Genomic DNA, 13,157 nt, shown 5'->3' on the forward strand with positions numbered 1-13,157 from the left:
CCGGGATAGGTTTCGCCGCATGGTTCACCAGGGCGGCCGCGGCGAGCGGCGTATCAGTTCCGTTTTCCTCGGCATCGTCGCCGTCATGGCGGTCACCGGCTGGGCGGTGTGGACGGGATACGCGACGAGCCCGGGGCTCGCGGTGTTCCTCTTCGTCACCTCGGCCTGGGTGGTGTCCCTGTGCCTGCACGAGTACGCGCACGCCCGCACCGCCCTGCACGGCGGGGACTTCACCGTCGGCGCCAAGGGCTACCTCACCCTGAACCCGCTGAAGTACACGCACGCCCTGCTCAGCATCGTGCTGCCGGTGGTCTTCGTGATCCTGGGCGGGCTGGGTCTGCCCGGCGGGGCCGTGTACATCGAGCGGGACCGGATCCGGGGCCGCTGGCGGCACAGCCTGGTCTCGGCGGCGGGGCCGCTGACGAACGTGGCCTTCGCGGTCGTCTGCACCGCGCCGTTCTGGCTGGACGCCCTGGACGGGGTGCCCCAGCCCTTCCGCTTCGCGCTGGCGTTCCTGGCGCTGCTCCAGGTGTCGGCGGCGATCCTGAACTTCCTGCCGGTCCCGGGCCTGGACGGCTACGGGGTCATCGAGCCCTGGCTGTCCCACCGCGCCCGCCGCGAGCTCGCGCCGCTGGCGCCGTTCGCGCTGATCGGGGTGTTCGCCCTGCTGTGGATCCCGGAGGTCAACGCGGTCTTCTTCGACGCGGTGCGGGGCATCCTGCGCGCCCTGGGCGTCTCGGACCTGGAGACGTACTGCGGCCGCGACCTGTACCGCTTCTGGACCGGGCAGGACGGCTTCTGCGCGGCCCCGTCGGACTGACCTGCTACGCGGCGGTGCGCTGCTTCTCCGCCTTGGCCTTGCGCACGTAGAACCAGGCCATGTTGGACGTCACGCCGGCCAGCAGCACCCACACGATCCCGAGGAAGCTGCCCTCCACGAAGGCGACCACGGCGGCGGCCACGGCAAGGACGCAGACGACAACGGCGAACACGGCAAGGCGGGGCATCCGGAACAGCTCCTCGGCGACACGGAACGGGGTCGAGCCCCTCCAGTGTCCCCCATCCCGCGCCGGGCCCCGGGCCCGGCGCGGGGCCCGGGGCGGGTGGGGTCAGACGTCCGTGAGGCGGAGGCCCGCGTGGGCCTTGTAGCGGCGGTTCGTGGAGATGAGGTTGGCGACCATCGCCTCCACCTGGTGGGAGTTGCGCAGCCGGCCCGCGAAGACGCCGCGCATGCCGGGGATGCGGGCCGCGAGGGCCTGGACCAGGTCGGTGTCGGCGCGGGAGTCGCCCAGGACCATGACGTCGGTGTCGATCTCCTCGACCGAGGTGTCCTGGAGGAGGACCGCGGAGAGGTGGTGGAAGGCGGCGGTGACCCGGGAGTCGGGGAGCAGGGCGGCGGCCTGCTGGGCGGCGCTGCCCTCCTCGACCTGGAGGGCGTACGCGCCCTGCTTGTCGAAGCCCAGCGGGTTGACGCAGTCCACGACGAGCTTGCCGGCGAGGTCCTCGCGCAGCGCCTCCAGGGTCTTGGCGTGGCCCTCCCACGGCACCGCGATGATGACGATGTCGCTGCGGCGGGCGCATTCGGCGTTGTCGGCGCCCTCGACGCCGAGGCCCAGTTCCCGCGCGGCGGTCTCGGCGCGGTCGGCGGCCCGGGAGCCGATGATCACCTTCTGGCCCGCCCGGGCGAGCCGGTAGGCGAGGCCGCGGCCCTGGTCGCCGGTGCCGCCGAGGACGCCGACGACGAGGCCGGAGACGTCGGGGAGGTCCCAGGGGTCCTTGGCCGGCGGCTTCTGGGTGCTGTCTGAGGAAGTCATGGGGCCGAGCGTACTGCCGGGTAGGTGGAGGTCGAAGGGGTGGGAGAGGGGCGAATCGCTCACCGGGGCCGGGTGCGTGCGGCAGGATGCGGCCATGGATGCCGTGAGGGTGGCTCTGTTGCGCGAGGTGCTCGCGGGGACGCCGTGGCCGGGTGAGGCGCGGAGGTTCGCCGGTTCGCTGCGGCGGGCCGTGGTGCCGGCGGGCGGAGGCCTGCTGCTGGTGGGGACGGAGCAGTACGAGCCCTGGCACCTCGCGGCGCACCTGGTGGACGAGGCCGCCTGGTCGGGGCAGCCGGAGCTGGCGCCGACGCTGGTACGGCACCGGGTGCTCCCGGGCGAGCCGCCGCACCTGTCGGTCGGGCTGGGCCGGCTGGAGGCGGCCCGGCGCGGGCACACCCTGCTGGTGGTGGCTCCGGAGCGGCCGGGCGAGGGGCTGCTGGAGCGGGTCCACGACGCCCGGCGCGCGGGGGCGACCGTGCTGTCGCTGGACGGCGGGGACGCGGACCTGGGCGCCCTGGCGCACGACGCGCTGTCGGTGCCGGCGGCGGACAGCGCCCTGGACCTGGACACCGTGCAGCACCTGGTGGGTGCGGCGGCCGGGGAGAACGGCCTGCCGGTGCGGCGGGGCGCGGGCGGGGTCACGGGTGTGCGGCGGCTGCGGGACCGGCTGGCGCGGCTGGCGGACCAGCTGACCGCGCCGCCGCCCAGCCGCTGGTAGCGGGGCCGGTCAGGGGGTGGCCGTGCCCGTGGCGTCCTCGTCCCCCTCCCCTTCGCGGGTCTTGTCGTTCCACTTGGGGTCGTTCTGCCATTCGAGGTTGCGCTCCTGCGCCGTCTCCATGGCGTGGGCGGCTTCCTCTCGGCTGCTGTACGGGCCGAAGCGGTCCTTGGCGGGGCACTCGGGGCCCTCCTCGACCTTCTTGTGGACCAGGCAGTAGAACCACTCGCCGGGCTTGCCCACCTGACGTTTCTTGAACAGGGCCATCGTCGGCTCCTTCCTCTGTCGCCATGCTGCCCCATACCCGCTGGATACACTCGCTTGCATGTCTGGCCAGTCGCTGCTCGTACCAGGCGAGCTCTCTCCCGCCCGTTCCGTTCCCGGAAACATCCGCCGGCCCGAGTACGTGGGCAAGCCCGGCCCCAAGCCGTACACGGGACCGGAGGTGCAGTCCGCCGAGACCATCGAGGCCATGCGCATCGCAGGCCGCATCGCCGCGCAGGCGATGGAGGAGGCCGCGAAGCACATCGCACCGGGGGTGACCACGGACGAGCTGGACCGGGTCGCGCACGAGTACATGTGCGACCACGGCGCCTACCCGTCGACGCTGGGCTACCGGGGATTCCCCAAGTCCCTGTGCTCCTCGCTCAACGAGGTCATCTGCCACGGCATCCCCGACTCGACCGTCCTGCGCGACGGCGACATCGTGAACCTCGACGTGACCGCGTACATCGGCGGGGTGCACGGCGACAACAACGCCACCTACCTGTGCGGCGAGGTGGACGAGGAGTCGCGGCTGCTGGTGGAGCGCACCCGCGAGGCCCTGAACCGGGCCATCAAGGCGGTCAAGCCGGGCCGCCAGATCAACGTCATCGGCCGGGTCATCGAGTCGTACGCGAAGCGGTTCGGCTACGGGGTGGTCCGGGACTTCACCGGGCACGGGATCAACTCGTCGTTCCACTCCGGCCTGATCATCCCGCACTATGACAGCCCGCACGCCACCACCGTCATGGAGCCGGGCATGACGTTCACGATCGAGCCGATGCTGACGCTGGGCACCCACGAGTACGACATGTGGGAGGACGGCTGGACGGTCGTCACGAAGGACCGCAAGCGGACCGCGCAGTTCGAGCACACGCTGGTGGTGACGGAGACGGGGGCGGAGATCCTCACCCTGCCGTAGCGTCTCCGGCTGCCGTGGCGGCTTGCGCCGCGGACATTTTTTACCGACAGCACGTCGGGAACACATTGACTTAGGCATGCCTAAGCAGGAGGATCGGGCGGGGCGGCTGTGTCGCCGCGCCCGATTCCTCTCTTCGGGAGGTCCGCCTTGGACGCCTTCTCCACGGTCATCCGTGTCGCCTCGCACGAGCAGCACACCGAAGCCGAGACCTCCGCCTTCATGAGCGACCTGCTCGGCGGCCGGCTCGGCGTGGAGGCCTACACCCGCTACACCGAGCAGCTGTGGTTCGTGTACCGGGCGCTGGAGGACGCGGCCGACGCGCTCCGCGAGGATCCGGTCGCGGGGCCGTTCATCCGGCCCGAGCTGATGCGCGTCGCGGAGATCGAGCGCGACCTGGCGCACCTGAGGGGGCCGGACTGGCGGGAGTCCGTGACGGCGCTGCCGGCGACGCAGGCGTACGCGGCCCGGGTCGCGCAGTGCGCGCGGGAGTGGCCGGGCGGGTACGTCGCCCACCACTACACCCGCTACCTGGGCGACCTCTCCGGCGGGCAGATCATCCGGGACAAGGCGGAGCGGACCTGGGGGTTCGCGCGCAAGGGCGACGGGGTGCGGTTCTACGTGTTCGCGGGGATCGCGAACCCGGCCGCGTTCAAGCGGGACTACCGGGACCTGCTGGACGCGATCGCGGCCGACGACCTGGAGAAGCAGCGGATCGTCGACGAGTGCAAGCGGGCCTTCGACCACAACGGGGCCGTGTTCCGGGAGCTGGGCGAGGAGTTCCCGCTCAGCGCGTGAGCACGCCTCCCGCCCCCGCTCCCCGGCCCGGGGGCGGGGAAGGGCTAGGACGCGAAGCGGACCCGGCCGCCCAGTTCCACCGTGCCGTCCGGGGCCGGGGCCGTGAGGAGCTGGGAGCCGGCGCCCTGGGTGATGTTCAGGGCGCGGTTCAGTTCGGCGGTGAGGAGGATGGCCGCCGAGCCGGTGGCCTCGTCCTCGGGGACGGCCCCGTCGGGGCGGCGCGGGAAGCCGCGGGCGCGGATCCGGCCGGCGGGCTCGTCCTCCCAGGCCCAGGCGTAGAGCCAGCCCTCGCCGGGCGGCGGGGTGGGCAGCGCCTCGACCTCGGCGGCGGTGGCGTACTGCTGCGTGCGCTTGCCGGTGACCCATTCGGGGCGGGCGGTGATCCAGGTGAACTCCCCGTCGTGGCGGGCCCACACGGACCCGGCGGGCGGCCGGAGCTCCTCGATGTCGAGCAGCCAGGCGAGTCCGACCAGGGGGTGCCCGGCGAAGGACATCCGGGTGCCGGGGGTGCGGATGTCGACCACCCCGCGCTCCGGGTCGTCGACGAACACCGTCTCGCTGTAGCCCAGTTCGGCGGCGAGGGCCTGGCGGGCCGCGTCGTCCGGGACGGTGCGGCCGTCACGGACGACTCCGAGCAGGTTGCCGTGCCGGCCGTCACCCGCGCAGAACACCTTGATCACGTCGAGATCGTTCACATCGGCATTCAAGCACGGGACGGCCGCGGCCCCCTCCCTGTACGGCCGCCCCCGGCGGGACCCCACCCGCCGCGGTCCGGGGAGGGGCGCCGGGCCGGCCTGCGGAGGGGCGCACTGCCGGACGTACGGCCCCTCGCGCACCGGTGCGCCCCCCGGCGCTCCCCCACAGGGCGCAGGCCGGGCGAAACCGGACGGCGACCCCGGTCCCGCACGGAATGCGGACGGGGACTTGACCCGCGCTTGACCCTCGCTTGAGCCGCCCATGGAGGGGCCGTGACGGGCTCGTGTCCGGGGCCGGAAGGTGAGAGCTGAATCACTGGACGAGCGGGTATCGGTGAGGTAAGCCTCGGTTAAGTTAGGTCCGCCTCACCAGGCTGCCCCACGCCTCCACCCTCGCCAGGAGCCCCCATGCGCCCCGCCCGCCTCACCGTCCTCGCCGCGGCCGCAGCCGTCGCCGCGCTCACCGCCGTCACCGGCTGCGCGGAGAAGAGCGACAAGGGCGGCTCGGACGCGATCCACGTGACCGCGACCGACAGCGCCTGTGAGGTCTCCACGACCGACTTCCCGGCGGGCAAGGTCTCCATCGAGGTGGAGAACAAGGGCTCCAAGGTCACCGAGCTGTACGTGCTCTTCCCGGACGACCGCATCGTCGCCGAGCGCGAGAACATCGGCCCCGGCACCAAGGCCACCATCGCCGCCGAGATCAAGGCGGGCGACTACCTCTTCGCCTGCAAGCCCGGCATGAAGGGCGACGGCATCCGCACCAAGGTCAAGGCCACCGGCAAGGGGTCCGCCGAGAAGCGCAGCCCCGAGCTGGACGCCGCCGTGGCCGCGTACCGCAAGTACGTCCAGGAGCAGGCCGACGCGACCCTGCCGAAGGCCCAGGCCTTCGCCGACGCCGTCAAGGCCGGCGACCTGGAGGCCGCGAAGAAGGCCTACGCCCCCTCCCGCCTGGGCTGGGAGCGCACCGAGCCGGTCGCCGAGTCCTTCGGCGACATCGACCCGAAGGTCGACGTCCGCGAGGACGGCCTGGAGGCCGGCCAGGACCCGGCGAAGGACTGGACCGGCTGGCACCGCCTGGAGAAGTCCCTCTTCCAGGAAAACAAGATCGACGACAACGACAAGAAGCTCGCCGACACCCTGATCACCGACCTCACCGCCTGGCAGAAGAAGGTCGGCGAGGCCGAGATCACCCCGACCTCCATGGCCAACGGCGCCAAGGAGCTCCTCGACGAGGTCGCCACCGGCAAGGTGACCGGCGAGGAGGAGCGCTACAGCCACACCGACCTGGTCGACTTCAAGGCCAACGTCGAGGGCGCCGAGAAGTCCTACGAGCTCCTCAAGGCCGTCACCGCGAAGAACGACCCCGAGCTCGCCAAGCAGCTGGACACCCAGTTCGCCGCGCTGAACACCCTCCTGGACAAGTACCGCGCCGACAAGAACACCTACGAGTTCACCTCGTACGACAAGGTCGGCGAGGCCCAGCGCAAGGAGCTCTCGGACGGCGTCAGCGCCCTGGCCGAGCCGCTCTCGAAGCTGGCCGCCGCGGTCGCCAAGTAGTCCACAGCCAGGCAGAGCGGGAGATCCCACCATGACCGACGCCCAGGAGCCGAAGGTGTCCGAGGACGAGGCCCAGGAGTCCACCGGAGGCGCCCCAGCGCCCTCGCGCCGCGCCGTCCTCGGCTGGGGCGGGGCCGGGCTCGCGCTCGGCGCGGCCGCGGCCGGCGGCGCCGTGGCCGCGTTCAACGGCGGCCAGGACATCACGCCGGCGGCCTCCGCCGGCGCGGCCGTGGCCTTCCACGGCGAGCACCAGGCGGGCATCGCCAGCGCCGTCCAGGACCGGCTGCACTTCGCGGCCTTCGACGTGAAGACGAAGGACCGCGAGGAGCTCGTCAAGCTCCTCAAGGACTGGACGGCCGCCGCCCGGCTGATGACGGCCGGCCTGCCGGTCGGCGACGTGTTCGAGGGCGTGCCCGAGGCCCCGCCGACCGACACCGGCGAGGCCCTGGGCCTCAAGCCCTCCCGCCTGACCCTGACCATCGGCTTCGGCCCGGGCCTGTTCGCCAAGGACCGCTTCGGCCTGGACGGCAAGCGCCCCGAGGCCCTGGTGGACCTGGAGGCCTTCCCCGGCGACAACCTGGACCAGGCCCGCTCCGGCGGCGACCTGTGCGTCCAGGCCTGCGCCGACGACCCGCAGGTCGCCGTGCACGCCATCCGCCAGCTGGCCCGCATCGGCTTCGGCAAGGTGGCGGTGCGCTGGTCGCAGCTCGGCTTCGGCAAGACCTCCTCGACCACGCCCGACGAGCAGACCCCGCGCAACATGATGGGCTTCAAGGACGGCACCCGGAACATCTCCGGCACCGACACCGCCGCCCTCGACAAGCACGTGTGGGTCGGCGCGGGCGACGGCAGCGACTGGATGACCGGCGGCTCGTACCTGGTCGCCCGGCGCATCCGGATGCACATCGAGACCTGGGACCGCACCTCCCTGCGGGAGCAGGAGGACATCTTCGGCCGCGACAAGGGCGAGGGCGCGCCGGTCGGCAAGTCCAAGGAGCGCGACGAGCCGTTCCTCAAGGCGATGAAGCCCGACTCGCACGTGCGCCTCGCGCACCCCGACAGCAACGACGGCGCGACCATCCTGCGCCGCGGCTACTCCTTCACCGACGGCACGGACGGTCTGGGCCGGCTCGACGCGGGCCTGTTCTTCCTCGCCTACCAGCGCGACGTCCGCAAGGGCTTCGTCGCGATCCAGCGCCGGCTGTCGAAGAACGACGCGCTGAACGAGTACATCCAGCACGTGGGCTCGGCCGTCTTCGCCGTCCCGCCGGGCGTCCGCGACAAGGACGACTGGTGGGGCCGGACGCTGTTCGCGTAGTTCCACCCGGAGAGGAATCGCCGTGTTCGGCAACTATCTGATCGGCCTGCGCGAGGGCCTCGAAGCCAGCCTGGTCGTCTGCATCCTGGTCGCCTACCTGGTCAAGACCGGGAACCGCGCCGCGCTGCGGCCGGTGTGGCTCGGCATCGGGATCGCCTGCTCGCTCTCGCTCGCGTTCGGCGCGCTGCTCACCTTCGGCACGCAGGAGCTGACCTTCGAGGCGCAGGAGCTGCTCGGCGGCAGCCTGTCGGTCATCTCGGTCGGCCTGGTGACGTGGATGGTCTTCTGGATGAAGAAGACCGCCCGGCACCTGAAGAGCGAGCTCCAGGGCAAGCTCGACGCGGCGCTCGCGATGGGCACCGGCGCGCTGGTCGCGACCGCGTTCCTGGCGGTGGGCCGCGAGGGCCTGGAGACGGCGCTGTTCGTGTGGGCCTCGGTCCGGGCCAGCGGGGAGGGCTCCTCCGCGCCGCTGATCGGGGTACTGCTGGGCATCGCGACGGCCATCGTGCTGGGCTGGCTGTTCTACCGGGGCGCGCTGAAGATCAACCTGTCGAAGTTCTTCACGTGGACCGGCGGGATGCTGGTCGTCGTCGCGGCGGGCGTCCTGGCGTACGGGGTGCACGACCTCCAGGAGGCCGGGTTCATCGGCGGCCTGCAGGACAAGGCGTTCGACATCAGCTCGGTGATCCCGCAGGACAGCTGGTACGGGGTCCTGCTGAAGGGCGTCTTCAACTTCCAGCCGGACCCGACGGTGGCGCAGCTGGTGGTGTGGCTGCTGTACCTCGCGGCGGTCCTGACCGTGTTCCTGCTGCCGGCGCGCGTGCGCGGCGCGGCCGAGGCCCCGGCCGCGGCCCCGGTGAAGTAGCCCGCCCGGCTCCGCTGCGTCCCGAAAGCCCGGCGCCCGGTTCGTTCCCCCCTCCGCGGGGACGAGCCGGGCGCCGTTGCGTGCGGGGCGCGGCCCTAGCCGCGGCCGATGTACGGCATGGCCGTGGCCATCACCGTCGCGAACTGGACGTTCGCCTCCAGCGGGAGCTCCGCCATGTGCAGCACCGTCCGGGCGACGTCGGCGGCGTCCATCACCGGCTCGACCGCCAGCTGTCCGTTCGCCTGGAGGATCCCGGTCTGCATGCGCGCCGTCATGTCCGTCGCCGCGTTGCCGATGTCGATCTGCCCGCAGGCGATCCGGTAGGGCCGCCCGTCGAGCGACAGCGACTTCGTCAGGCCCGTCATGGCGTGCTTGGTGGCCGTGTAGGCGATTGAGTGCGGGCGCGGGACGTGCGCCGAGATGGAGCCGTTGTTGATGATGCGGCCGCCCTGGGGGTCCTGTTCCTTCATCACCCGGAAGGCCCCCTGTGCGCAGAGGAAGGACCCCGTGAGGTTGACGTCGACGACCTGGCGCCAGTCCTCGTAGGCGATGTCCTCCAGCGGGACCCCCGCCGGGCCGAAGGTGCCGGCGTTGTTGAAGAGGAGGTCGAGGCGCCCGTAGCGGGTCCGGACGGTCTCGAAGAGGGCGGTCACGTCCCCCGGGTCGCTCACGTCCGCCCGGACGGGCAGGACGTCAGCGCCCTCCCCGGCCGCCGCCGCGGTCTCCTCCAGGGGTCCGGTCCGGCGCCCGGCCACGGCCACCGACCAGCCGGCCCCGGTCAGGGCGAGGGCCACGGAGCGGCCGATCCCGGAGCCGGCGCCGGTCACTACAGCGATCTTGTTCCCACGTGCGCTCATGGGCCCGCAGAGTACGTCACACCGGACATCCGGCCCGGAACGGTCCGACAGCTGAGAGCATGGGCCGGTCAGGGGTGCATAAAGCAGATGAAAAGACTGGAGTTCCGTATGTCGGAGAGAGGCCCCTCCGCGGCCCCCTCGCACGAGCCGTCCCGCTCACCCTCCACCTCCCCCTCGGCCCCCGCCCCCGGCCCCCTGACCGCCGCACGCCGCACCGGCCTGCTGGTCACCTTCATCCTGGGCGGACTGACCGCCCTGCCGCCGCTGTCCATGGACATGTACCTCCCGGCCCTGCCGGAGGTCACCGCCGCCCTGGGCAGCCCGGCCGCGACCGTCCAGCTGACGCTCACCTCCTGCCTCGCCGGCATGGCGCTCGGCCAGCTGGTCATCGGGCCCATGAGCGACAAATGGGGGCGGCGCCGCCCGCTGCTGGCCGGCATGGCCGTCTACGTCCTCGCCACCGCGATATGCGCCCTCGCCCCCTCCGCCGAACTGCTGATCGGCTTCCGGCTGCTCCAGGGCCTGGCCGGCGCGGCCGCCATCGTCATCGCACGGGCCGTCGTCCGCGACCTGTACGACGGGGTCGAGATGGCCCGCTTCTTCTCCACCCTGATGCTCATATCCGGCACCGCCCCGATCGTCGCCCCGCTGATCGGCGGCCAGGTGCTCCGCTTCGCGGACTGGCGCGGGGTGTTCGTCGTCCTCACCGCCGTCGGCCTCGCGCTGACCCTGGTGGTCTGGCGCGGCCTCGGCGAGACCCTGCCGCCCGAACGGCGCCAGACCGGCGGCGTGGGCGCCGCCCTGCGGACCATGCGGGGGCTGCTCTCCGACCGGGTCTTCGCCGGTTACACCCTGGCCGGCGGCTTCGCCTTCGCGGTGCTCTTCTCGTACATCTCCGCCTCGCCCTTCGTCGTGCAGGAGATCTACGGCGCCTCCCCGCAGGCCTTCAGCCTGCTGTTCGGCCTCAACTCCGTCGGCCTGATCGTCGTCGGCCAGATCAACGGCAAGCTGCTGGTCGGCCGGGTCAGCCTGGACAAGGTCCTCGCGGCCGGCATCGCCGTGCTCACCACCGCCTCGGTGGCCCTGCTGCTGATGTCCACCGGCGTGTTCGGGAAGGCCGGCCTGTTCCCCGTCGCCGCCGCGCTGTTCGTGCTGATGTCGACGATGGGCCTGGTCCTGCCCAACACCAACGCACAGGCCCTGATGCGCACCCCGCACGCCGCCGGATCGGCGTCCGCGCTCCTGGGCACCTCCTCCTTCCTCGTCGGGGCGGTGGCCTCCCCGCTGGTCGGGATCGCGGGCGAGCGGACGGCCGTGCCGATGGCCCTGGTCCAGCTGAGCTGCTCCCTGCTGGCGGCGGGCTGCTTCCTCGCCCTGTGCCGGCCCTGGCGGGACCGGGAGGCCATGGCCGCACCGGCAGAGCCAGCCGGCCCGGCCGCGCCGTAAACTTCGCTGGTGAACGCCACCGCCCCCACCACCGCCGAAACCCTCCGCAGCGCGCTGGGCGGGCTGCTCGACGGACTCCCGCCGAAGCAGGCCGCGGCCGCCGTCGAACGGCTCATCGCCAACTACCGGGGCGCCACCCCGACCGACGCCCCCGTGCTGCGCGACCGCTCCGACGTGGCCGCCTACGCGGCGTACCGGATGCCGGCCACCTTCGAGGCCGTGCGCTCCGCGCTGTACGGGCTGGCGGACGCCGCGCCGCAGTGGGCGCCGGGCTCGCACGTGGACGTGGGCGGGGGCACGGGGGCCGCGACCTGGGCGGTGGACGCCGTCTGGGACGGGCCCCGCACGACCACCGTGCTGGACTGGGCCGAACCGGCCCTGGCCCTCGGCAAGGAGCTGGCCGGGCGCTCGGCCTCCGCCGCCCTCCGCTCGGCGGACTGGCGCCGGGCCGTCATCGGCGCCGGGATCGCCCTCCCCGACGCGGACCTGGTCACCGTCTCCTACGTGCTGGGCGAGCTGACGCAGGAGTCCCGCCGGGCGGTCGTCGCCGAGGCGGCGCGCGCCGGACAGGCCGTCGTCCTGATCGAGCCGGGCACGCCGGAGGGGTACCTGCGCATCCGCGAGGCCCGTGACCAGCTGATCGCCTCCGGGCTGAAGGTGGCCGCGCCCTGCCCGCACGACGGGACCTGCCCGATCGAGGTGGGCCAGGACTGGTGCCACTTCTCGGCGCGGGTCAGCCGCTCCTCCCTGCACCGCAAGGTCAAGGGCGGCTCCCTCCCGTACGAGGACGAGAAGTTCGCCTACGTCGCCGCGACCCGCTTCCCCACCACCCCCGTCCCCTCCCGGATCACGCGGAGGCCGCAGATCCGGAAGGGGCTCGTCCTGCTGGACCTGTGCGGTCCCGAGGAGACCGGGCTGGGGCGCGCCACCGTCACCAAGCGCCACGGCGACCTCTACAAGGCGGCCCGGGACGCCGAGTGGGGCGACCAGTGGCCCCCCGCCGGCTCCCCGGACGCCCCGGACGCCCCGGCCGTCTGACGCCCCGGACGCCCAGGCCGTCTGACATCCCGGACGTCCCGGCCGTCTAAGGACGCAGCTCCTGGGTGCAGCACTTCACGCTGCCGCCGCCCTTCAGCAGCTCGCCCAGGTCCATCGGGATCGGCTCGAACCCGCGCGCCCGCAGCGGCGCCAGCAGCCCGGTCGCGCCCTGCGGGAGCAGCACGTGCCGGCCGTCCGAGACCGAGTTCAGGCCGAAGGCCGCCGCGTCCGGGGCGTCCACGAGCAGGGCGTCCGGGAACAGCCGGCGCAGCACGGCCTGGCTGCCGGGCGAGAAGGCCGGCGGGTGGTACATGATCTCGTCGCCGTCGAGCACGCACAGCGCCGTGTCCAGGTGGTAGTAGCGCGGGTCCACCAGGTCGAGGCCGATGACGGGGCGGCCGAAGAACTCCTGCGCCTCGTCGTGCGAGAGCGGGCTGGAACGGAAGCCGCGGCCCGCCAGGATGTAGCCGGCGGTGACGGCGAAGTCCCCCTCGCCCTCGTTGACGTGGGAGGGCTCGTGGATGTCGGTGAAGCCGTTCGCCCGGAACCAGTCGAGGTGGATCTCCGCCTCGGCGGTGCGTTCCGGGTAGGCGAAGCGGGCGCCGAGGACCCGGCCGTCGATGACGAGGGCGCCGTTCGCGGCGAAGACCATGTCGGGCAGGCCCGGGTCCGGCTGAAGGGTCTCGACGGTGTGCCCGAGGGAGAGGTACCGGTCCCTGAGGTCCTCCCACTGGGCGAGGGCGAGGGGCAGGTCCACCGGTTTCGTGGGGTCCATCCACGGGTTGATGGAGTACGTGACCTTGAAGTGTGCGGGTGCGCACATCAGGTAGCGCCGGGGTGTGGCGTCTCTGCGCAAAGAAGGCTCCTCACG

At 72.6% G+C, this 13,157-nt stretch carries 15 protein-coding genes; 9 read left to right on the forward strand and 6 right to left on the reverse strand.

The window, feature by feature from the left end:
* Positions 1-19: 19 nt before the first annotated feature.
* A complete protein-coding gene (locus BX286_RS11935; protein WP_079426444.1) occupies positions 20-820 on the forward strand; it encodes a site-2 protease family protein in 801 nt (266 codons plus the stop codon).
* A gap of 4 nt (positions 821-824) precedes the next feature.
* Here BX286_RS11935 and BX286_RS11940 read toward each other — a convergent pair whose 3' ends face one another.
* Positions 825-1,007: a hypothetical protein gene (locus tag BX286_RS11940; RefSeq protein WP_079426446.1), complete on the reverse strand. Its 183-nt coding sequence runs from the start codon at positions 1,005-1,007 to the stop codon at positions 825-827.
* Between the two features lie 102 nt (positions 1,008-1,109).
* Positions 1,110-1,814: an NADPH-dependent F420 reductase gene (npdG, locus tag BX286_RS11945; protein ID WP_121017620.1), complete on the reverse strand. Its 705-nt coding sequence runs from the start codon at positions 1,812-1,814 to the stop codon at positions 1,110-1,112.
* 94 nt (positions 1,815-1,908) lie between these two features.
* Here npdG and BX286_RS11950 point away from each other — a divergent pair, with 94 nt between their 5' ends.
* Positions 1,909-2,532, forward strand: coding sequence for a hypothetical protein (locus tag BX286_RS11950; protein ID WP_100863741.1), 624 nt, complete (start codon positions 1,909-1,911; stop codon positions 2,530-2,532).
* A 9-nt stretch (positions 2,533-2,541) separates the two neighbouring features.
* On the opposite strand, the gene BX286_RS11955 is transcribed toward BX286_RS11950, so the two are convergent.
* Positions 2,542-2,796 carry a hypothetical protein gene (locus tag BX286_RS11955; RefSeq protein ID WP_079426451.1) on the reverse strand — a complete coding sequence of 85 codons (255 nt, stop codon included), beginning with the start codon at positions 2,794-2,796 and terminating at the stop codon, positions 2,542-2,544.
* 58 nt (positions 2,797-2,854) lie between these two features.
* Here BX286_RS11955 and map point away from each other — a divergent pair, with 58 nt between their 5' ends.
* Both map and BX286_RS11965 read left to right on the forward strand, forming a co-directional pair.
* Complete coding sequence (map, locus tag BX286_RS11960) at positions 2,855-3,712, forward strand: type I methionyl aminopeptidase (protein WP_079426454.1); 858 nt, start codon at positions 2,855-2,857, stop codon at positions 3,710-3,712.
* 147 nt (positions 3,713-3,859) lie between these two features.
* Positions 3,860-4,507 carry a heme oxygenase (biliverdin-producing) gene (locus BX286_RS11965; RefSeq protein ID WP_079426457.1) on the forward strand — a complete coding sequence of 216 codons (648 nt, stop codon included), beginning with the start codon at positions 3,860-3,862 and terminating at the stop codon, positions 4,505-4,507.
* 44 nt (positions 4,508-4,551) lie between these two features.
* Here the strand turns inward: BX286_RS11965 and BX286_RS11970 are convergent, their stop codons facing one another.
* Entirely contained in the window at positions 4,552-5,202 is a 651-nt protein-coding gene (locus BX286_RS11970) for a PhzF family phenazine biosynthesis protein (protein WP_079426459.1), read from the reverse strand.
* Between the two features lie 408 nt (positions 5,203-5,610).
* Between BX286_RS11970 and efeO the strand changes: the two genes are divergently transcribed.
* The 3 genes from efeO to efeU are packed head-to-tail and all read left to right on the forward strand — an operon-like array spanning position 5,611 to position 8,945.
* The gene (gene efeO / locus BX286_RS11975; RefSeq protein WP_100863740.1) at positions 5,611-6,762 is read left to right on the forward strand and encodes an iron uptake system protein EfeO; all 1,152 of its coding nucleotides are present in this window, start codon (positions 5,611-5,613) and stop codon (positions 6,760-6,762) included.
* Positions 6,763-6,793: 31 nt separating this feature from the next.
* Positions 6,794-8,080: an iron uptake transporter deferrochelatase/peroxidase subunit gene (gene efeB, locus BX286_RS11980; protein ID WP_187344122.1), complete on the forward strand. Its 1,287-nt coding sequence runs from the start codon at positions 6,794-6,796 to the stop codon at positions 8,078-8,080.
* A gap of 22 nt (positions 8,081-8,102) precedes the next feature.
* Positions 8,103-8,945 carry an iron uptake transporter permease EfeU gene (gene efeU, locus BX286_RS11985; protein ID WP_100863739.1) on the forward strand — a complete coding sequence of 281 codons (843 nt, stop codon included), beginning with the start codon at positions 8,103-8,105 and terminating at the stop codon, positions 8,943-8,945.
* Between the two features lie 95 nt (positions 8,946-9,040).
* Here the strand turns inward: efeU and BX286_RS11990 are convergent, their stop codons facing one another.
* Positions 9,041-9,802 (reverse strand): SDR family oxidoreductase, encoded by a 762-nt coding sequence (locus BX286_RS11990; protein WP_079426465.1) that lies wholly within the window; start codon positions 9,800-9,802, stop codon positions 9,041-9,043.
* A gap of 108 nt (positions 9,803-9,910) precedes the next feature.
* Here BX286_RS11990 and BX286_RS11995 point away from each other — a divergent pair, with 108 nt between their 5' ends.
* Both BX286_RS11995 and BX286_RS12000 read left to right on the forward strand, forming a co-directional pair.
* On the forward strand, positions 9,911-11,248 hold the full coding sequence (locus BX286_RS11995) for a Bcr/CflA family multidrug efflux MFS transporter (protein ID WP_260338059.1): 1,338 nt from the start codon (positions 9,911-9,913) through the stop codon (positions 11,246-11,248).
* 9 nt (positions 11,249-11,257) lie between these two features.
* Positions 11,258-12,286, forward strand: a complete 1,029-nt coding sequence (locus tag BX286_RS12000; protein ID WP_079426468.1) for a small ribosomal subunit Rsm22 family protein — start codon at positions 11,258-11,260, stop codon at positions 12,284-12,286.
* Positions 12,287-12,332: 46 nt separating this feature from the next.
* Here BX286_RS12000 and ddaH read toward each other — a convergent pair whose 3' ends face one another.
* On the reverse strand, positions 12,333-13,142 hold the full coding sequence (gene ddaH / locus BX286_RS12005; RefSeq protein ID WP_079426470.1) for a dimethylargininase: 810 nt from the start codon (positions 13,140-13,142) through the stop codon (positions 12,333-12,335).
* Positions 13,143-13,157 lie beyond the last annotated feature (15 nt).

Source organism: Streptomyces sp. 3211.6 (assembly GCF_003634815.1).
Classification (GTDB): domain Bacteria; phylum Actinomycetota; class Actinomycetes; order Streptomycetales; family Streptomycetaceae; genus Streptomyces; species Streptomyces katrae_A.